Here is a 19,874-nt window from a genome sequence, read left to right as displayed (position 1 = left end):
GTAGCTATAACAGAGACAACAAAAACAGCGATTAATGAGAATAAGAATATGGCATTACAACTTTTAAGTTCATTGGAGACCCAACTAATCGCACAGCCTATTATATTTGTTGGCGGGAAGGGCGGTGTCGGCAAAACCACTATGGCTGCAGCACTTGCCAGCCGATTCGCTAGCGAACAGAAAAAGACGCTGATTATCTCAACCGATCCAGCTCATAGCTTGGGCGATGTGTTAAATGTACGTTTAACTAATGACAAGACCGCTATTAATCCTTACCTCGATGCTATCGAGCTGAATCCTGATGTAATCGTCGATGCGCACTTTGCCCAAGTCGAACGTACCATTACAGGTTATGCCAACCCTGATATGATGCCAAAAATTCGTGAACATTTACGGCTGTCAAAGTCAGCGCCGGGAGCACAAGAAGCAGCGATGCTAGAATCGATGTGTCAGCATTTGGTCGCGGCAGCTGATGCCAGTTATGAGCATATTATCTTTGATACCGCCCCAACAGGACATACGTTACGCTTATTAGTATTACCGGAAATGATGGGTGCGTGGACGGATGGGTTATTGGCCCAGCAACGACGGCAAGCAAAGTTGCGCTCGGTTGCTACTCATTTAGATAGCAATACTAGTAAATCTAAATCTAGAAATGATAAAAACGACGTCCCTAACCCGTTTGCCAAGCACAAACCAGATCGTTGGGAGCAAGCCGTATCGGTGTTAGAAAAGCGTAAAGAGTTGTTTCGTCAGGCAGGAATGCTGCTACATGACCGTACGCAAACCGCCATTGTACTGGTAATGACTGCCGATGTATTACCCTTGGCTGAAACCAAACGTGCGATTGAGCAGTTAGAGGAAAGTAAACTCACCCCAGCCGCAATCGTGGTCAATCAGCTTATTACCCCAACCCAAACGGATGCATTTTGGCAACAGCGTGCCGATAGGCAGCAAACGATCATGGGTAATATTGAAAAGAGCTTTAGTAAATATCCGATATATCCTATTTATCTACAACAAACGGATGTTCGTGGTACTGAAGCGTTAAACGCATTATTAAGCTAAGATATTAAGGTGCTTATATTAATGTTCTGAGGTATAAGGTTAACCCAATTCTTATACTCATTTATAAACGTTCAAGTTTATGTGATAGGGACCACGATGCATCAGCACGCAGGCTTTGCGCTTGTTCAGACTTACCACTACTAAGTGATGACCACTGCGGCTTACTACGCGCTTTTTTAAGCTCACTGGGTAGTTTGTGGGTTGGCCAAAGGGTCATACTTTCTTGTTTAACCTCATTATTAATATTGCCATCGCTATATAACATCTGCGTAGCGTCAGTAGCAGCATGACCACGATGGCGTAGGGCAGCAAGTAAGTCCATCGCACGAGTCGCCAGTAAAGTCAATGTAGCAGGATCAATATATAAACGTTTTACCCCTGTCAGTTTATCCGCAATACTACCAGTATTAGACAATAACCCGCCAGCGATACCGCCCAGAGCCGCGCCTAATCCTAAGGTTGTACCAAGAGCCGCCGCATCAAAACCTAATCCCAATAACGCACCAGCTGCTGCGCCTGAAGTGGTACGGATACCATAGCTTTTGAGTAGTTCAGGATCAAAAGGATCTTGCTGATAAGCTTGTAATTCAAGCGGAGTCGCTGCTACTGCATTATCATAGAACTTATACGAATTTAATAGCTTATGCTGCATGGCACGTTCACTTTGGCGCACCGCTTCTTGCATCTGTTGTAACACCGGCATCGGGTCATCACCATAGCTAATCTCATGCACAAAAGCGGCGACATTCAATAGAAAGTCTGCAATTATAATATTGGCCTCATCATATAACTGCGCCCAATCCTCAGTCCGGCGCTGCATAAGCTGCTCAATCGTCTCCGAATGAGTCAGCATAGTGGCTAAATTCTGCCATAAAACCATCTCATCTGAGAACTCAAACGCTACTGAGTCAAAACGCGTTGAGATGTGTAAGTTACGGCGTGCCAGCATGGTTTGCCACGCGTCAATATTGGCATCTTGGCTATCCGTAAAGTTGAATACTGCCATCACAGGAATCGCCGCCCATGACAAAATAGCCAGTTCGTCTTTATACTTACCGAGTACCGGCTCACGAGCATCAACCACATAAATGGCCATATCACTTGCCAGCAATTGGCGGATAACCTTGGCTTCTTGGCTATAATCATTGTAGCCATAGGCATCATTGCTCTCTAGGCTATCAGCACCGGTGGCTCCATACGAGATATCCGCTGCCAAAAACTGCTGCAAGCGCTCGATGCCATCACGGCGACTGGCAGTATTGTCTTCCAACCAATCCATCAAACCGGAAGCATCTTCCAGACCAGGCGTGTCATATAAAGTGACTAATGCTTCATTAGTCTGGCTGTCGCTAATTTGGACGCGCTCAACATGACGAGTAGTCGCCGCTTCATTTTTTACTTCACCGAAATAGACATCGCGCAACAAAGTGCGAAGAATTGAGGTTTTACCGGTATTCGTATGACCAACGACTGCCAATTTTAATGGCTCATCGCTGGCGGTGGTCGATTTATTGGCCCACGGCATAGCGGAGATGTTCGTATTATTCTTATCAATATTAATAGTCCGAGGTGGCTGTGTGTTTAATGCCTCTATGTTCGAATATTCATTACTTGTAGGCTGCTCAGGCGCATCATAAACCTTATCAGTATTCTTATTATTATCATGATTCATAGTAATGATCTTATATTAAGTTTTAAAAAATAGATTGTGGCATAAAACTAACAACACTAAGCGACACTGGGTGGACGAAACAGGACTTTTAGTTTGTTTTTCAGTCCTTTTGCCCGAAAAAACTGCCGCCACATCCGATAAAATACTGAGAATATTAAACTAAACACATTATCATTACTGGGAACGCCAACTGCACCATAGCTCACTGGATTGTTGACAGCATCTTCTTCCGCATAAGTCCCAAACCAGCGGTCAAAAATAATAATAACCCCGCCGTAATTTTGGTCGATATAAGCGCCATCGGTACCATGATGGGCACGGTGATTGGATGGGGTATCAAAAATATATTCTATCCATTTTGGAAATTTGCCTACCGTTTCGGTATGGATAAAAAATTGATAAATTAAATCTAGCGCGTAAAAGAAAAATACCCAAACAGGATGTACACCCAGCACCATAAGTGGAACAAAAAATAACCACCAGCCCGTAACGGAATACAGCACACTTTGGCGCATGGCAGTCGATAAGTTCATCTGATCGTCAGAGTGGTGCACCACATGCGCTGACCAAAACCAATTGACCCGGTGCGAGCTACGATGAAACCAATAGTAGCAAAACTCAACAGCGATAAATATTGGTAGGGCGGTCAGCCACGTCACCTCAATGGTAAATAGCCGATACTGATAGAGCCATAAACAAATCGGCAGTACCACTAAGGCTTGGATAACTAACTCAAAACTTAAATAAGAGCCGCCTAAGCTAAAGTTAGTCGCGGCACGTTTCCAGCTAAAAGTACCGCCGCGCCCGCGCTTAAACTGATAAAACCACTCTGCCAAAAATAATAAAAAGAACGGTGCGCCCATCAGTGGCAATAACCATTCTTGCCAATGTGTGGGTAGGATACTGGTCAGTAGCGCCTGCCATGATTCAGGAGCAACTGCCAGAATAGTCTGGTTCATGGTGTCTTTGTAACCATCTAAGGTCTGTCCATACTGACCTAAGTTAATTAAACCAATATTATTTGTTGTCGCCATATCATCTCATCACTTATTATTGACCAAGCCAATTTTTCGCGCCGATAGTGCCGTTTGCCATTGCTGATAACGGACCATTTGTTGCGGTGTCTTTTGCGTTATATTAGAAAGAGTGACGTCAATATTTTCTTGATTTAACAGCTGCACAATGACACCATCTTTAGCATGAGTGGCAATCTGATCAAGCTTACGTAATGTGCCGCGATCAGGCAACGCTTGGCTGTGAATGCCCAGTAACACTTGTAGCGGATGCTCATTTAAATAGGCCATTAAGCGCGCCATATCATCACGATCATCAATAATCCCAAAATTCTCCACTTCATTCTCACTGCCACTACCATCAAACGGCTCAAGACCTGCCTGCCACCATTTATCCGTATTGGCTGGGTATTCAAGTAAGGCGACTAGCTTTTTACCAGCGCTAACTGTCGCTTTTGGCGCTACTGGCGCGGCTACTTCTGTAAAATCATCAGCATCGACTACCTGGCGCTGCCAAAAGTTAAGTATTTTTTGATAATACGGCAACTTAATATCTAAGCGCATTTTTTTACGGCGGAACATGAGCGCACAAAATAACCATGCAAGCGCACGCGGTACAATGCCATACATGAGTAAACTACCGATTAATAAGCTCGCCCATTGTCTTGCCACCGTTAAGGGCAGTGTATCCGTCACCAGACGACTTTGGACGATGGCAGCATTATCAGGAACATCAAAGCCTACCATACTGGGTAGCCAGCCCAGCACATGAGTGAGGGTAATCAGGGCTTGATTGGATAACAGCGTCGACTCCCAGCTAAAACTGTACTGACGAACAATCAGTAAAAATATAATAGCGAATAACATGCCGGTTAAAGTCGCCAGCCACAACTGATGACTAAATCTGCCCAGATACCAACGCATCCCACTATGTTGCAATTGGCGCTCGTACAAGTCAACGGCCGCTAGCGTGACATCATCTTTGCCACGGATTAAACGACTGGGACTGACAAAGGTTGCAAACCAATTTGCAGACGATTTGCCTTGATTGATTACCGTTAATACTAGCCAGCCAATTAACATTAGGCTATGAAACCCCAAAAGGCAGACCAAAACATAAAAGAAATTGACCACATTGGCCTGTAACAAGGTAAATAACCCCAAAAATCCAGAGACACACCAGACAATACTCATAATCATCATAATGCCTTTGATGCGAGCATCTATTTTACCGAGAACTCGCGCAAGCGCCCCGTTACTATCAATACGCTCGGCACGCCAATGTAGCTTTTGGGGTGGCGTACCGGCTTCAGCTTGCAGCTTTTCTGTAACCAGCAGCGGATCAGTGGCAAAGACGTGATGCCGAGTCTCAAGCGTACGAACCAGCTCAGTCAATTGGTCTTGTGGTGATAGCATGGGGTATGACATCCGAATAAACAAATATTAATTAAAAATATAAAATGGCATAATAAGTCAAAGAAAATACGCTACCTAAAAAAATATTCATAGAAATTATTAATAATGTTAAGCGCTAATATTTAGTAAATAGCTATTGTAGCGCATTTAAAGTGTGTTTATTTTGACCGTTAAAATGGGGAAAACAAACAAATAACTCAAAAACTGACCAAATGGTCAAAAAATCACTAGCAGTTCTTATAAATACACGCTATCCTAAAATGAGTTATCAGCTGTAGAGCATAACTAAAACAAGCATTATAGATAATAAGCCATCCGTTAAGTCAAAACTTGATAATTACACCTTAACTATGATAGTAGTACACGGTTTTGATGCTCCTGCATCGGCTAACCGGAATCACACCTGTTTCATCAACAATGAAACAAAGGGGATTATTCGTTGACACTTAGCGCGGGCAACTAAAAAAGACTTGTCATTTTATTGTTATTGTTAAATATAGGCTTAACCATTGTAAGAATTACTTAGCTTTATTACTATGTCATTCATAATGTGTCAGTCAGGATACATTAAAATATAATATAACATGCAGGGAGCACACCTATTTATGGATACTAAATCCACCTCCAACCCAACGATGGCTCGACCAGAAGATGAAAACTTGGGCATTGGCGCGAACATTGCTTATGGCTTTCAACACGTCCTTACGATGTATGGCGGTATTATTGCCGTTCCATTGATTGTTGGGCAAGCGGCAGGTCTAGGACCGTCTGAAATCGGCTTGCTAATCGCAGCTTCTTTATTTATTGGTGGTCTGGCGACGTTATTACAGACCCTCGGTTTGCCATACTTTGGTTCTCAGCTGCCATTAGTACAAGGGGTGTCTTTTGCGAGTGTCGCGACCGTCGTTGCGATTGTGACCACGGGGGGCGGCCTACCTTCTGTCTTTGGTGCCGTCATTGCGGCCTCTATTCTCGGTCTTTTAATCACTCCTTTTTTCTCCCAGATTATCAGGTTCTTTCCGCCCTTGGTAACCGGCACGGTCATTACTACCATTGGTTTAACCTTGATGCCAGTAGCCGCAGGCTGGGCAATGGGTGGCAATAGAAGCGCGCCTGACTTTGGTAGCATGACCAATATTGGTCTGGCCGCCTTTACATTGGCAATAGTATTGTTGTTAAGCAAGCTGGGTAATGCGGCTATTAGTCGTTTATCTATTTTGCTTGCTATTGTCATCGGTACCTTTGTCGCTTGGGCTCTCGGTTTGGTCGATTTCGCAGGCATTATGACCGGCGATATCTTCGCCTTTCCTACCCCATTCCATTTTGGCGCGCCTACCTTTGAGATTGCCGCCATTATTTCTATGTTTATCGTGGTATTGGTTATTTTGGTAGAAACCTCAGCAGATATTTTGGCCGTTGGTGATATTATTGGTACCGACATTGACTCAAAACGCTTAGGGAATGGTCTACGCGCTGATATGGCAGCGAGTATCATCGCGCCGATGTTTGGCTCTTTTACTCAAAGTGCTTTTGCGCAAAACGTTGGTTTGGTTGCTGTGACGGGTGTTAAAAGCCGTTTTGTAGTCGCTTTTGCTGGTATTATTCTAATTATTCTAGGCTTAATGCCTCTTATGGGGCGCGTCATTGCCACCGTTCCTACGGCAGTGTTAGGCGGGGCGGGTATCGTGTTGTTTGGTACTGTTGCAGCCAGTGGTATCCGTACTTTGGCGCAAGTCAGCTACACCAACAACATGAACCTCATCATTGTGGCCGCCTCTATCGGCTTTGGTATGTTACCGATTGCAGCGCCAACTTTTTATGACCAGTTTCCCGATTGGTTTGCTACCATTTTCCATTCAGGTATCAGCTCTGCTGCGGTTATGGCCATTGCACTGAACTTGTTATTTAACCACTTTAGAATGGGTAACTCAGAGAACCAGTCAGTATTTGCTGCTGGTACCGAAGACCGTTCAATACGTCCCGCTGTCATTTTAGACTTGACTGAAGGCGATTACTTCACTGAAGGTAAGCTGTATGATGTTGATGGCAATGAGATTGCTGTAGTGGAAGTAGAGGAAGAGATGCCGCCAAGTGCTCCGGCTAATCATTAACCTCTGCTTGTTAACAGTGCCAAATTGTCATATTAAAATGTGACTGCCTTTTAGCACAAGAAAGCCGCCCGATGAGGCGGCTTTTTTTATTGGCAAGCTAACAAAACTAAATAACCAGAGTATAGAAAAAATGATGACACGCTCCGAGACAAGGAATCAGTATGAATAACAAAACCTACCTTATCATTGGTGGTACCGGAGGTATCGGTCAAGCCATGGTCGAACAGTTGGTAGAGAGCACTGCTAATGAGCAAGGTAATATTTGCGTCTTTGCCACTTACCATAGAAGCGTGCCCGATTTTGAGGCGGATAACTTGCATTGGCTGCAAATGGATGTCAGCGATGAAGACAGTATAAAGCAAGGCGCTGATGCTATTAAACAACACAGAAATCACCTTGATTGGATCATTAACTGCGTGGGGCTCCTACATACTGAACAATCGCAACCGGAAAAAGCACTTGGACAAGTTGAAACGGAATTCTTTTTACGAAGCATGCAAATTAACGCTTTAGCTGGTCTGCTTATTGCCAAGCATCTAAGACCTTTATTGGCTAAGTCGATGCGCAGTACTGACAAGCCCGCGATTTTTGCGACGATATCAGCGCGTGTGGGTAGTATCAGTGATAATAAACTGGGCGGCTGGTACAGCTACCGGATGAGTAAAGCGGCACTTAATATGGGTATGAAAAATTTAAGTATCGAATGGGGGCGGGCTCTCAAAGACGTGTGCGTGGTGGTCATGCAGCCGGGTACCGTTAATACTCAGTTGTCTGCACCCTTTCAGAGCAATGTCGCTGATGGGCATCTATTCTCGCCAGCTTATAGTGCTGAGTGCTTGTTAGGGGTGCTAGCAAGTATGACTACCGCTCAATCCGGAAGTTTCGTTGATTGGGCAGGTGAGTCAATACCGTGGTAAATCCACGGCATTGACTTAAGGTAAGCTAAAAATTATTTTGGTGCTTAAATGAGCGCCCTAATTAACGACAAATATGTCCATAAATTCGTTGACTGGCGTTTGTTCTAAGGCAACTTGATCATTGCATAGCTCGATGATTGCCTCACAGCGACTATCGATAAACCGTGTGGCAAGACTGGCTTGGAATTTAGCCTCTAATACTGGAATTCCCTCATCGCGGCGACGCTTATGGCCGATAGGATATTCGACCGCAACTTTATCAGTGTTGGTACCATCTTTAAAGAATATTTGAATAGCATTGGCAATTGAGCGTTTGCTTGGATCATGATAATCTTTAGAGTAACGCGGATCTTCTTCTACGACCATTTTACGACGCAGCTTATCAATCGATAGATGCTGCTCGTGATAGTCATCTTCGTAATTTTCTGCCGTAAGATCACCGGTTAAGAGGGGCACGGCAACCATATATTGCAAACAATGATCCCGATCAGCAGGATTGGCCAGCGCACCCTCCTTTGAGATGATTCGAATTGCCGAATCATGAGTGGTCAGTACAATCTTTTCAATATCGTCAATTCTATCTTCGATTCGCGGATGTAAAATGACTGCCGCCTCACACGCGGTCTGCGCATGGAACTCGGCCGGAAAGCTTATCTTAAATAAGATATTTTCCATCACATAGCTGCCAAAGTCACGCTGAAAGGTAAAACGTCGTTCGCTTTCAGGCTTAATCGCTAAGTCTTTATTGGTGTGGCTAAATAGCACATCGTAAAACCCCCACTGCGGCGCGGTTAGCGCACTAGGTATTCCCATCTCACCGCGTCTGGTGATGTCTACCAAGCGCACGGCTCGACTGGTTGCGTCGCCTGCCGCCCATGACTTGCGACTGCCCGCATTGGGGGTATGACGATAGGTACGCAGTGCTTGGCCATCGACAATGGCTTGCGAGAGGGCTGCCATTATGCGTTCGCGTGGTAGCTTATATAGCTTGGAGACGACAGCCGTTGAGGCCAGCTTGACTAAGAACACATGATCGAGTCCAACGCGGTTAAACGAGTTCTCGAGCGCGATTACCCCTTGGATTTCGTGCGCCATAATCATGGCCTCAAGCACAGCTTTCATGGTGAGCCCAGCGCGTCCTTGGCTAATGTTCTGCTGGCTAATATAATCTGCTACCGCTAAGATACCGCCCAAATTGTCTGATGGATGTCCCCATTCAGCAGCCAGCCAAGTATCATTATAATCAAGCCAGCGCACCATACAGCCAATATCAAAAGCGGCTTTGATAGGATCAAGTCGATGAGAGGTGCCAGGGACGCGCGCACCGTGAGGGGTGATTTGACCGACACACTCTGGCCCCAAATGCTTGGTACATTCAGGGAAGCGTAGCGCGAGCAATCCACAGCCAATAGTATCCATCAGACAGTAGCGCGCGGTATTCCATGCGACTTCACGGTTTGGCGAGTCGTCATCTATAGAGTAATTTAGAACATAATCAGCAATTTTTTGAATCTCGGTGTCATATTCTGGGCGAACATTGCTTTCTACAGTAGTCATTTCCTCTTCCTTAAGTTAGGTATTCTATTACTATTGATAAATATTATTATTTAAAAGTAGCACACTCAATATAAAACAACAGTGAGATAGTGTAAAACAAGGATGAGTCAATCTGAGGTAATGAATCGTTTAAATGGAGAAATTAGCCAAAATCATATGAATGTGCTCAATACCCTCTTCGTCAAAGGCTCCACCCTCACATATAAAGCCTAACGATTGATAGAATTCAATCAGATAGGTTTGTGCAGAGATATGAATGGGCTGCTTAGGGAAATGGATATGACAATAATCAATTGCCCGTAGCATAAGCTCACGTGCCAGCCCATGACCGCGATAGTCAGCTGATACCAGTACTCTTCCGATTCGTGGATAGTTTGTATGTGAATGGCTTTGCGCGGTAATAGGCGCAAGTATCCGGCAATAGGCCAGTAACTGCGGTTTATTGTAGTCATGAGCATTGGCATTAATATCATGGTTATAAGCTGATAAATGTATAGCATCAAAATCAAGACCGTCAGCATCGATATAAACGCAATGCTGATCTTTCACAAAAACCTGTTCGCGTGCTTGAATGATGTTATAGATCTGATAAGCGCTTAGTTCAGCAAAGGTGCTCAGTTGCCATGCGACTGATGGTGAGGAGGGTTTTTTTGCGTTCTGCGTGGTAGTACTTGACATGGCTTTAAATTATCCCTAGCTGTTTTATTGGGTTATTTATTTTACTGTATATGAGAAGTCAAGAAGTTCAATTGACAACTTTGATTCTATCCCATCCATAAAGCGGTTTAAACCATTAGATAAATCAAACCTGCGATAAATAAAAGAGCAAGCACCAAAAGCAGAAAGTTTAGAATTTTCGTCGAACTTGAACGCTGGTTTTTTGCTTTAACTTTCTTGCGAAGAGATAAAACCATATCGACATGTTCAATGCCATCTTCAAGATAAAACTCACTATAAGGCGTAAACCCTAGTGATTCGTAAAAGCGGATTAAATAGGTCTGTGCCGAGATTGCAATGGGCTTTTTACCATATTTTTTACGGCAGTATTTGATGGCCTGCGTCATAATCTGGCGTGCTAAACCGTCACCTCGATATTCTGGCAATACCAACACTCTGCCTATGCTAGGCGTTGTACCTGTAGCATCTGCTGCTGAGTTATGAGATTTAGCTATATTAAGCTTAGCCTTGTCAAAATCGGGCGCAATGATTCTGCAATAACCAATAAGTTTCTCATTTTTATGAGCGACCAGATGCAGACAATCAAAATCTACCTCATCAATATCTTGATAAGCGCAGTTTTGCTCGACCACAAACACTTGTGAGCGCGCTTTTAAAATATAATAGAGATCAACTGAGGTCAGCTCATCAAAATTTTTTAGAGAAAATTTACAGCTCATAGTTAGATAGCTTCTAGCGACTTAGTAGGTATTATAACTATATTTGCGTATCTCAACATCTTTTAAGCGCCTATTAACTATTAAGGGTTTGATTGATTTTATCCAAGTTTAAATTATCAGACATGGCATTGAATATCTCAAAATACTTACCATGCCTCGCGTATAGCTCTTCGTGAGTTCCAATCTCGACCACGCGGCCGTTTTCTATCACCACTAAGTCGTCAGCATCAATAATTTGGGCAATATTATGCGAGACGATAATTACTGTGCGGTCTTTTTTTATCAAATCGAGGCTTTTTTTAATCTGCTGACTGGCAATCGCATCAAGACTCGCCGTCGGTTCATCCAAAAATACAATTGGTGGATTTTTTAAAAACATCCTTGCCAAGGCAATACGCTGCTGTTGACCGCCCGATAAAGATTTTGCTGTGCTCTCATACCCATTGGGTAGGCTCATTATTTGCTCATTAATCGAAGCTTTTTTGGCAGCGGCAATAATATCATCATCACTGGCACCTATATCACCATAACGGATGTTTTCACTGATAGTCCCTGAGAAAATATGATTACTTTGTAATACCAAACCTATGCGCTGGCGTAACTCATGGGTATCACAATCTGCCAAATTATGTCCATCTAAGCATATCGTGCCAGCGTCTGGCTCATAGAACTTGACCAGTAGACTTATAATCGTGCTTTTACCCGCGCCGCTTAAACCAACTAACGCGGTAATACGATTGGGTTTAATGGTAAAGCTGACATCTTTTAGCGCTTGCGTACCGTTGGGATAAGTAAAATCAACGTGTTTGAGTTCGATATGTCCTTGTAAGTCTTTACCCCTTATTCCGTCTATATTTTCCACTTGTTCATTATCTTCTAAAATCTCAAAAAAACCTTCTGCATAGGTTAAGGCATTATTAATTTGGTCATAGATACGATGTAATTGACGAATAGGGGCAGCCACATTTTGAAACAGTAACACATGAAATAAAATCATACCGATAGTCATTTGACCCTTTAACACAAAATAGGCAGTCAACAAAATAATAACCACCACGCCAATTTGCTCTATAAAGGTCTTTACTGCATCATAAATAAAACCAATACTGCGGATTCTAAGCTGGTTTTCGGTCATCTCTTTCTGAATTTTTAAGTGCTTATCCGCCTCAATAGACTCGCGGACAAAAGATTTAACCACACTAATGGAATTAATCAGAGAAATAACAAGGCCACTTTTGGCTTCCCTAAACCCGCGCATCTCTCGGCGAAAGCCTTGCAAGCGCCGCGCTTGTCTTTGACTGATGAAAAAGTAAATCGGTATGATGATAAGACCAACTAGTCCAATCCAAAAGTTGGTCGAAAACATAATAACGAGCGATACGATGGCGCTGGCAAACAGTGGCAACATATCGATAAAAAAGTTTTGTACTAAACTAGTGAGGCTGCTGACGCCATAATCAATACGAGTTTGCAACTTACCACTATCGTTTTCGCTACTGGTATAAAAGGCCATGCGATAGGTGAGGATACGCTCAATTATCCGCTGTGATAAATCACGAGATAGATTAATACGGATTTTTTCACCGAAGTAGCGCTGTCCAAAAGAGATAAATATAGACAGCACCTCTTTGGTCAATAAGACGGCGCTGATAATACCCAACATCCGCAAACCTGCTTCCCAAGGCTCTGATAAAGTCGTAATCTCGGTTAAAGTGTCTACGGTATAGCGCAGTACAAAAGCATTAACCTGTGCGGTAAATGAGCCAAGTACTGTCAAAATTAGTGTGGCGATAATCAAGGTTTTATAAGGTGCAGCAAAGACTGCCAGCTTTTTGAGAATATCCCACAGCAAAGCCCTGCGCTCATTTTTTTTAAGCGGAGGCTTTTTGTCTAAGGGTGACTTGCTAAGTTGGGGAGTTGTTGTCATATCTTAAACTTATCGACCTTAGTATTTAAACAATTGATAGAAGCAGTTTTTTGATGGTTAAAAGATTCAATTACTTAGTAATTAGCTTATATTATAAGCAGTATTATCCTGCAATATTCTCTGAAAATATAGGTAATAGGTGAAACCTAAGTAAATAAGCTAATCTTACGAATATGGTTAACGTAAAAATGGACTGTATATCAACAGTCCATTTATAGTCATTTAATAATTATAGTATTCAGCAAAGCACGGCTAATTTAATGCTAACGTCGCGTTTTTAGAAGCTTTAAAAAGCATCTGCTGGAACAAACACTTCACCAACCATAATCCGACGTGCTGAACGACTCATCGATACTTTCTTAGCTTGCCAGCGTTCATCGACCTGTTCTGTTTTGCCACCGACTAATAGCGTACCAGATGGATGACCAAAGCGCACTTCCGATAACTTGCCAGCACCAGCCGCTTGATTGACCAGTGTGCCTTGAGTGGTTGCTGCTGCTGCAATTGCTACTGCCGCTGTGCCCATCATGGCATGATGCAATTGTCCCATACTCATCGCTCGTACAACCAAATCAATGTCGTCCGCAGAGACGTTGCTGCCACTGGATGCGGTATAACTAGCAGCTGGTGCAACCCATGCCAATTTTGGGGTATGTTGACGGGTTTGTGCCTCGCTAATATCTTTAAACAAGCCCATCGCTTCGCCGCCATGAGCGCGAATAGCTTCAAGCTTAGCCAGTAAATTAGTATCGCTATTAACATCACTTTGTAGCTCGGTACCCGTCAAGCCTAAATCATCAGCCTTGAGGAAAATAGTCGGAATACCGGCACTAATAAAGGTCGCATCAAAGCTGCCAATATTAGGTACATCAAATTTATCGACTAAATTGCCGGTAGGGAACATAGCGCTGTCGCCATCTACTGGATCGATAAACTCAACTTTTACTTCAGCAGCAGGGAAGGTCACGCCGTCGAGGACAAAGTCTCCGGTTTCTTGTACCTGTACTTTTTGATTGTCATCTGTATACACAGGAACATGAGCGATAATCGTCTTACCGATATTCTCTTGCCAGATACGTACCGCACAGATGCCATTAGCTGGGATACGGTCGGCTGCTACCAGTCCCATATTAATGGCACAAGCGCCAACGGCTGCCGTTAAGTTGCCACAATTACCACTCCAATCAATCATCGGCTTGGCAATATTAACTTGACCAAATAGATAGTTCACATCATGGTCAGCTTTATCTGTTGGAGATAAAATGACAGCCTTCGATGTACTAGAGCTACCATTTCCTAAGCCATCTATTTGCTTATCGTAAGGATCGGGGCTACCGACAACACGCAATAAGAAATGGTCACGAGCCTTCCCAGCTACTTGACAGCGTTCCGGTAAATCAGCCAATTTAAAGAAAGTGCCTTTTGACGTACCACCGCGCATATAAATGGCAGGGACAGAAATTTGCGGGGCGAAAGATTGTTTTGGCGTAGAGTTTGATTGGTTCATTGTGATAAGTCCTTTTTTATAGTTGTAATAGAAAAAGAGCCAACGCTATATAAATATATTATACAAGGTCGGCTCTCTTATAAAATTAATTAGCGATACTATTAACACTAAGCAATGTCTAACGTACCATCGATAAACTCTTTGGCAAAACGCTGTAGCATCCCGCCAGCATGATACATTTTTACTTCATCGGCAGTATCTAAACGACAAATGATAGGAACTTCGGTAATGCTGGCATCGGCACGATGAATAACTAGATTCATCAACCCGCCAGCAGACACTTCACCGGTGACATCAAATACTTCTGAGCCATCGATATTGAGGGTCTGACGCGTGACGCCTTCTTCAAACTGTAGCGGTAGGGCGCCCATGCCGACTAAGTTTTGACGGTGAATGCGCTCAAAGTCTTCAGCGACCACACATTCAACACCGGCTAAGCGTACGCCTTTGGCAGCCCAGTCGCGGCTTGAACCTTGACCATAGCCGTCACCAGCGATGATGATAAGCGGCTGTTCGCGGTTCATGTAGGTTTCAATCGCTTCCCACATGCGCATGACTTGGCCTTCCGGCTCAACCTTGGCAAGTGAGCCTTGGATAATCTCACCGTCTTCATCGCGTACCATTTCATTCAGCAATTTAGGATTGGCAAAAGTTGCACGCTGAGCGGTTAAGTGATCACCGCGATGGGTGGCATACGAGTTGTAGTCCTCGGCAGGTAAACCCATGGTATCAAGATATTCACCAGCAGCTGAATCACCTAAGATAGCATTCGACGGTGACATATGGTCAGTAGTGATATTATCACCAAGTACGGCTAACGGGCGCATACCAGTTAGCGCATTTTTCTTCGCCATTTTACCTTCCCAATAGGGCGGACGGCGGATATAAGTAGTCTGATCACGCCAGTTATATAATGGGCTTAAGGCTTTACCAGTGTCTTTTTTAGCTTCATCAAACATCGGGATATAGACGGCATTGAACTGTTCAGGCTTCACGGCTTCTGCCACAATAGCATCGACTTCGTCATCGTCGAACCAGATGTCTTTTAGGTAAATCTCATTGCCATCTTGGTCTTGGCCTAATGAATCTTTTTCGATATCAAAGCGAATATTACCAGCGATAGCATAAGCAATAACCAATGGTGGTGATGCTAAGAACGCTTGCTTAGCATAGGGATGGATACGACCATCAAAGTTACGGTTACCGGATAGCACTGCGGTGGTGAATAAATCATTATCAATGATTTCTTTTTCGATATCAGGATCCAGCGCGCCACTCATACCATTACAGGTCGTACAAGCAAAGCCGACCACGTCAAAGCCTATTTGCTGCATCTCAGACATCAGCCCTGCTTCTTCTAGGTACATTTTTACGGTTTTAGAACCAGGGGCTAATGATGTTTTCACCCAAGGCTTACGTAATAAGCCTTTCTCATTGGCGTTACGAGCGACCAAGCCAGCAGCAACCATATTGCGTGGGTTAGAAGTATTGGTACAGCTGGTAATCGCTGCAATAATAACCGCGCCATCTGGCATCATACCGTCTTTTGGTTCTGGCAGTTTTTCATCAGCACCGTGGGCAATGCCTTTGGCAACCAAATCAGTAGTTGAAACACGAGCATGCGGGCGAGAAGGGCCGGCAAGATTACGTACCACTGCCGATAAGTCAAACTCAAGCACACGCTCGTAGACGGCGTTTTCCATACCATCAGCCCATAGACCCGTTTGTTTGGCATACTGCTCGACCAGCTTAATTTGCGCTTCACTACGACCGGTTAGGCGTAGATAGTCGATAGTTTGCTCATCGATATAGAACATCGCCGCAGTCGCACCATACTCAGGCGTCATATTAGAGATAGACGCACGATCACCAACAGTCAGCTGGCGGGCGCCATCACCGAAGAATTCGATATAGGTAGAGACCACGCCAGCATCACGTAAGAACTCGGTCATTGCTAATACTAAATCGGTACCAGTAATGCCTTTTTGCAATTTACCAGTTAGTTTGACACCAACAAAGTCTGGCAAGCGCATATAAGATGGATTACCTAGCATGACGCTTTCAGCTTCCAAACCACCAACACCGATGGAGATGACGCCAAGCGCATCAACCATAGGCGTATGGCTGTCCGTACCGACTAAAGTATCAGCAAAGGCAACTTCACGACCGTCTTTACCTTTTACTACTTGCACAACCGGAGACATTTTTTCTAGGTTAATTTGATGCATGATGCCGTTACCGGGTGGTACGACGTTGACGTTATCAAAGGCATGCTCACACCAGTTAATAAAGTGAAAACGGTCATCATTACGGCGCTCTTCAATGGCACGATTTTTCTCAAAGGCGTTTTCTTCAAAGCCGGCATGTTCAACAGCAAGCGAGTGGTCAACAATCAATTGCGTTGGGACAATAGGGTTAACTTTTGAAGGGTCACCACCTTGCTCAGCAATCGCATCACGCAGGCCAGCTAAGTCAACAAAAGCAGTTTGTCCTAAAATATCATGGCAAACCACACGCGCAGGATACCAAGGAAAATCAAGGTCTTGCTTGCCTTTGATATGCTGAGTTAGTGCAGCGGTTAAGTCTTCAGGAGGACAACGGCGAACTAAGTTTTCACACAGTACTTTTGATGAGAAGGGTAGTTGGTCATACGCGCCAGCTTCGATATTCTCGACGGCTTCGCGGGTATCAAAGTAATACAGTTCGGTATCAGGAAGTGACTTTTTGAATTGCTCATTCATTGGCTGAATTAGGTTGTTCATAGAGTACCTTTAGCGGTTGGCTGGTTAAATGGGGGTTAAATAAGTAAGAAGGAGAAATTTTTTTAGCAAAATCATTATTATGCCTTAATGCGATTGTCACTAATAGTTCTGGCGGGCTTTGCTAAAAAAACTGAAACCAAATAAAGTGAGAATTATTGAAAAATGATAGGAGGTGATTTAACTGCTAAGTCATATCGATATGACTTAGCAGTTAAACGAATTATATTTACCATAAAACTTTATGATGAATATAAAATTAACGCGCGCTCATATCCGGTACAGAGCGCAACTCTTCGCCAATATATTCCGCACTTGGGCGAATGATGCGGTTATTGGCACGCTGCTCAAACACATGAGATGCCCAGCCAGTTAGACGCGAGCAAACAAAGATAGGCGTGAACAGTTTAGTTGGAATACCCATAAAGTGATAGGCTGATGCATGAAAGAAATCTGCATTACAGAATAATTTCTTCTCGCGCCACATAACTTCTTCAACGCGTACTGATACGGGATATAGCACCTCGTCGCCAACGTCTGCAGCGAGTTTTTCAGCCCAACCTTTAATAACGACGTTACGTGGATCTGAGTCGCTATAGATCGCATGACCGAAGCCCATGATCTTGTCTTTACGTGCCAGCATCGCCATCATTTCTCTTTCAGCTTCATCAGGTGAGCTAAAGCCTTCGATCATATCCATTGCCGCCTCATTCGCGCCGCCATGCAGGTAACCACGTAATGAACCGATTGCGCCAGTGATACAAGAATGGATATCAGATAGAGTAGAGGCGCAAACACGTGCAGTGAAGGTCGAGGCGTTAAACTCATGCTCAGCATAGAGGATAAGTGATACGTTCATGACCTTTTCATGCAGCTCATTTGGCTTCTCACCTTTAAGCAGATGCAAGAAATGACCACCAATGGTCTCATCATCCGTCTCTGTTTCGACACGCACGTTATCATGAGTGAAGCGATACCAGTAGTTAATGATGGATGGGAATACCGCTAGCATACGATCCGCTTGGTCGTTTTCTTCAGCGAAATCCATTTCGGTCTCAAGGTTACCTAACATTGAACAACCGGTACGTAGGACATCCATCGGATGCGCCTCAGCAGGGATACGCTCAAGTACCTCTTTTAGTGCTTGCGGTAGCCCGCGTAAGCCTTTAAGTTTGGTTTGATAAGCATCAAGCTCGCTTTGCGTAGGCAAATTGCCATAAAGTAATAGATAAGCGACTTCTTCAAAAATGCACTTATCTGCCAACTCTGACACGTCATAGCCGCGATAGGTCAGACCTGAGCCTGACTTACCAACGGTAGATAAAGCGGTCTTGCCAGCGACTTGACCACGAAGACCTGCGCCTGAAAGTTCCTTTTGTGCTGCCATGGTAAATTCCTTTTTGGTGGCTTGATGTTAATTAGTAGTATTAACGGTTAAAACTAAATGATAAGTTATGACTAATAACTATTTATACTTTACTTGTTATCAGCAAACAGCTTATCTAAAGTCTGCTCAAACTCATGATAGTTTAAGAAGTCATAGAGCTCCATACGGGTTTGCATGGTATCGACAACTTTCTGTTGAGTACCATCAGCTAAGATATGCTGATAAACATTGAGCGCCGCTTGATTCATGGCACGGAAAGCTGATAATGGATAAAGCACCATATCGACGCCAACGCCATGCAGCTGCTCAGTGCTATAAAGGTCAGTCTGACCAAACTCAGTCATGTTAGCCAGTACCGGAATGTCAAGTACATCGGTAAATTTGCGATACATCTCGATATCCGTTAACGCTTCAGCGAAAATCATATCCGCACCCGCTTCTTGAAAGGCAACAGCACGCTCAACGGCAGCATCAAGACCTTCGACAGATAGCGCATCCGTACGCGCCATTACTACAAAGTCCTTATCAACTTTGGCATCAAGCGCCGCTTTTAGGCGATCTACCATCTCAGAAATACTAACGATTTCCTTATTAGGACGATGACCACAACGTTTTTGTGCCACTTGGTCTTCGATATGTACCGCAGCGACGCCGGCTTTTTCCATTTTTCTAATGGTTTGGGCAATATTAAACGCGCCGCCAAAGCCGGTATCAATGTCTACTAACAATGGGGTATCAACGGCATCCGTAATTCGGCGGGCGTCTTCTAAGACATTATCAAGGCTGGTCATACCTAAATCCGGTAGACCGAATGAGGCATTGGCCACGCCAGCGCCAGAGAGATATATCGCTTGATGACCAGCTTGCGTTGCCATCATCGCCGTATAGGCATTAATCGTACCGACGATTTGTAGCGGTTGTTTATCATCATTTTTTTGTTTAATCGCACTGCGAAAGCGAGCGCCAGCTGATCCTGATGTCATGGTCATGCGAGAATCCTTATGTAGAGAATAAGAGTACGGAAGGGAAGGTAGCCGTTTACTAATTTAATAAAGTTAATTCGATAATTGTTATCTTAAAGTACACGCAATTATTAATGATTGCAAAGCAATAATTACGCCAATATATTAGTTTATTTAAAAT

The 19,874-nt window shown here is 43.9% G+C and carries 14 protein-coding genes; 3 read left to right on the top strand and 11 right to left on the bottom strand.

The annotated features are described in order from the left end of the window. The first annotated feature begins 48 nt into the window (after nt 1–48). Nucleotides 49–1,068 carry an ArsA family ATPase gene (locus JMY06_RS08440; protein ID WP_201617885.1) on the top strand — a complete coding sequence of 340 codons (1,020 nt, stop codon included), beginning with the start codon at nt 49–51 and terminating at the stop codon, nt 1,066–1,068. A gap of 61 nt (nt 1,069–1,129) precedes the next feature. Here the strand turns inward: JMY06_RS08440 and JMY06_RS08435 are convergent, their stop codons facing one another. The 3 genes from JMY06_RS08435 to JMY06_RS08425 all read right to left on the bottom strand — a co-directional run bounded on the left by JMY06_RS08435 (nt 1,130) and on the right by JMY06_RS08425 (nt 5,169). Next, the gene (locus JMY06_RS08435) at nt 1,130–2,593 is read right to left on the bottom strand and encodes a DUF3482 domain-containing protein (RefSeq protein ID WP_201617914.1); all 1,464 of its coding nucleotides are present in this window, start codon (nt 2,591–2,593) and stop codon (nt 1,130–1,132) included. Nucleotides 2,594–2,796: 203 nt separating this feature from the next. Beyond that, nucleotides 2,797–3,774: a sterol desaturase family protein gene (locus JMY06_RS08430; RefSeq protein ID WP_201617884.1), complete on the bottom strand. Its 978-nt coding sequence runs from the start codon at nt 3,772–3,774 to the stop codon at nt 2,797–2,799. A gap of 9 nt (nt 3,775–3,783) precedes the next feature. Then, entirely contained in the window at nt 3,784–5,169 is a 1,386-nt protein-coding gene (locus JMY06_RS08425) for a DUF2868 domain-containing protein (RefSeq protein ID WP_201617883.1), read from the bottom strand. A gap of 605 nt (nt 5,170–5,774) precedes the next feature. Between JMY06_RS08425 and JMY06_RS08420 the strand changes: the two genes are divergently transcribed. Then, a complete protein-coding gene (locus JMY06_RS08420) occupies nt 5,775–7,280 on the top strand; it encodes a nucleobase:cation symporter-2 family protein (RefSeq protein WP_201617882.1) in 1,506 nt (501 codons plus the stop codon). Nucleotides 7,281–7,441: 161 nt separating this feature from the next. Then, nucleotides 7,442–8,197, top strand: coding sequence for an SDR family oxidoreductase (locus JMY06_RS08415; protein ID WP_201617881.1), 756 nt, complete (start codon nt 7,442–7,444; stop codon nt 8,195–8,197). 57 nt (nt 8,198–8,254) lie between these two features. Here JMY06_RS08415 and JMY06_RS08410 read toward each other — a convergent pair whose 3' ends face one another. The 8 genes from JMY06_RS08410 to prpB form a co-directional block, all read right to left on the bottom strand. Beyond that, nucleotides 8,255–9,754 (bottom strand): bifunctional 2-methylcitrate dehydratase/aconitate hydratase, encoded by a 1,500-nt coding sequence (locus JMY06_RS08410; RefSeq protein ID WP_201617880.1) that lies wholly within the window; start codon nt 9,752–9,754, stop codon nt 8,255–8,257. 129 nt (nt 9,755–9,883) lie between these two features. Further along, the gene (locus JMY06_RS08405) at nt 9,884–10,432 is read right to left on the bottom strand and encodes a GNAT family N-acetyltransferase (protein ID WP_201617879.1); all 549 of its coding nucleotides are present in this window, start codon (nt 10,430–10,432) and stop codon (nt 9,884–9,886) included. A gap of 107 nt (nt 10,433–10,539) precedes the next feature. Further along, a complete protein-coding gene (locus JMY06_RS08400; protein WP_201617878.1) occupies nt 10,540–11,151 on the bottom strand; it encodes a GNAT family N-acetyltransferase in 612 nt (203 codons plus the stop codon). A 73-nt stretch (nt 11,152–11,224) separates the two neighbouring features. Next, a complete protein-coding gene (locus tag JMY06_RS08395; RefSeq protein WP_227672252.1) occupies nt 11,225–13,078 on the bottom strand; it encodes an ABC transporter ATP-binding protein in 1,854 nt (617 codons plus the stop codon). Nucleotides 13,079–13,364: 286 nt separating this feature from the next. Then, nucleotides 13,365–14,585 (bottom strand): 2-methylaconitate cis-trans isomerase PrpF, encoded by a 1,221-nt coding sequence (prpF, locus tag JMY06_RS08390; RefSeq protein WP_201617877.1) that lies wholly within the window; start codon nt 14,583–14,585, stop codon nt 13,365–13,367. Between the two features lie 107 nt (nt 14,586–14,692). Beyond that, complete coding sequence (gene acnD / locus JMY06_RS08385; RefSeq protein WP_201617912.1) at nt 14,693–17,326, bottom strand: Fe/S-dependent 2-methylisocitrate dehydratase AcnD; 2,634 nt, start codon at nt 17,324–17,326, stop codon at nt 14,693–14,695. 277 nt (nt 17,327–17,603) lie between these two features. Then, complete coding sequence (gene prpC, locus JMY06_RS08380; RefSeq protein ID WP_201617876.1) at nt 17,604–18,731, bottom strand: 2-methylcitrate synthase; 1,128 nt, start codon at nt 18,729–18,731, stop codon at nt 17,604–17,606. 89 nt (nt 18,732–18,820) lie between these two features. Further along, nucleotides 18,821–19,714 carry a methylisocitrate lyase gene (gene prpB / locus JMY06_RS08375; protein ID WP_413786905.1) on the bottom strand — a complete coding sequence of 298 codons (894 nt, stop codon included), beginning with the start codon at nt 19,712–19,714 and terminating at the stop codon, nt 18,821–18,823. Nucleotides 19,715–19,874 lie beyond the last annotated feature (160 nt).

Source organism: Psychrobacter urativorans, from assembly GCF_904846675.1.
Classification (GTDB): domain Bacteria; phylum Pseudomonadota; class Gammaproteobacteria; order Pseudomonadales; family Moraxellaceae; genus Psychrobacter; species Psychrobacter urativorans_B.
The sequence above is the reverse complement of the archived record's forward strand: the minus strand, read 5'-3'. Positions and strand labels throughout refer to the sequence as shown.

Excerpts from the sequence above, each read along its gene's own strand:
- JMY06_RS08440 (WP_201617885.1), top strand. The coding sequence starts at position 49 with ATGGCATTACAACTTTTAAGTTCATTGGAGACCCAACTAATCGCACAG.
- JMY06_RS08435 (WP_201617914.1), bottom strand. The coding sequence starts at position 2,593 with ATGCCGTGGGCCAATAAATCGACCACCGCCAGCGATGAGCCATTAAAA.
- JMY06_RS08430 (WP_201617884.1), bottom strand. The coding sequence starts at position 3,774 with ATGGCGACAACAAATAATATTGGTTTAATTAACTTAGGTCAGTATGGA.
- JMY06_RS08425 (WP_201617883.1), bottom strand. The coding sequence starts at position 5,169 with ATGCTATCACCACAAGACCAATTGACTGAGCTGGTTCGTACGCTTGAG.
- JMY06_RS08420 (WP_201617882.1), top strand. The coding sequence starts at position 5,775 with ATGGATACTAAATCCACCTCCAACCCAACGATGGCTCGACCAGAAGAT.
- JMY06_RS08415 (WP_201617881.1), top strand. The coding sequence starts at position 7,442 with ATGAATAACAAAACCTACCTTATCATTGGTGGTACCGGAGGTATCGGT.
- JMY06_RS08410 (WP_201617880.1), bottom strand. The coding sequence starts at position 9,754 with ATGACTACTGTAGAAAGCAATGTTCGCCCAGAATATGACACCGAGATT.
- JMY06_RS08405 (WP_201617879.1), bottom strand. The coding sequence starts at position 10,432 with ATGTCAAGTACTACCACGCAGAACGCAAAAAAACCCTCCTCACCATCA.
- JMY06_RS08400 (WP_201617878.1), bottom strand. The coding sequence starts at position 11,151 with ATGAGCTGTAAATTTTCTCTAAAAAATTTTGATGAGCTGACCTCAGTT.
- JMY06_RS08395 (WP_227672252.1), bottom strand. The coding sequence starts at position 13,078 with ATGACAACAACTCCCCAACTTAGCAAGTCACCCTTAGACAAAAAGCCT.
- prpF (WP_201617877.1), bottom strand. The coding sequence starts at position 14,585 with ATGAACCAATCAAACTCTACGCCAAAACAATCTTTCGCCCCGCAAATT.
- acnD (WP_201617912.1), bottom strand. The coding sequence starts at position 17,326 with ATGAATGAGCAATTCAAAAAGTCACTTCCTGATACCGAACTGTATTAC.
- prpC (WP_201617876.1), bottom strand. The coding sequence starts at position 18,731 with ATGGCAGCACAAAAGGAACTTTCAGGCGCAGGTCTTCGTGGTCAAGTC.
- prpB (WP_413786905.1), bottom strand. The coding sequence starts at position 19,714 with ATGACATCAGGATCAGCTGGCGCTCGCTTTCGCAGTGCGATTAAACAA.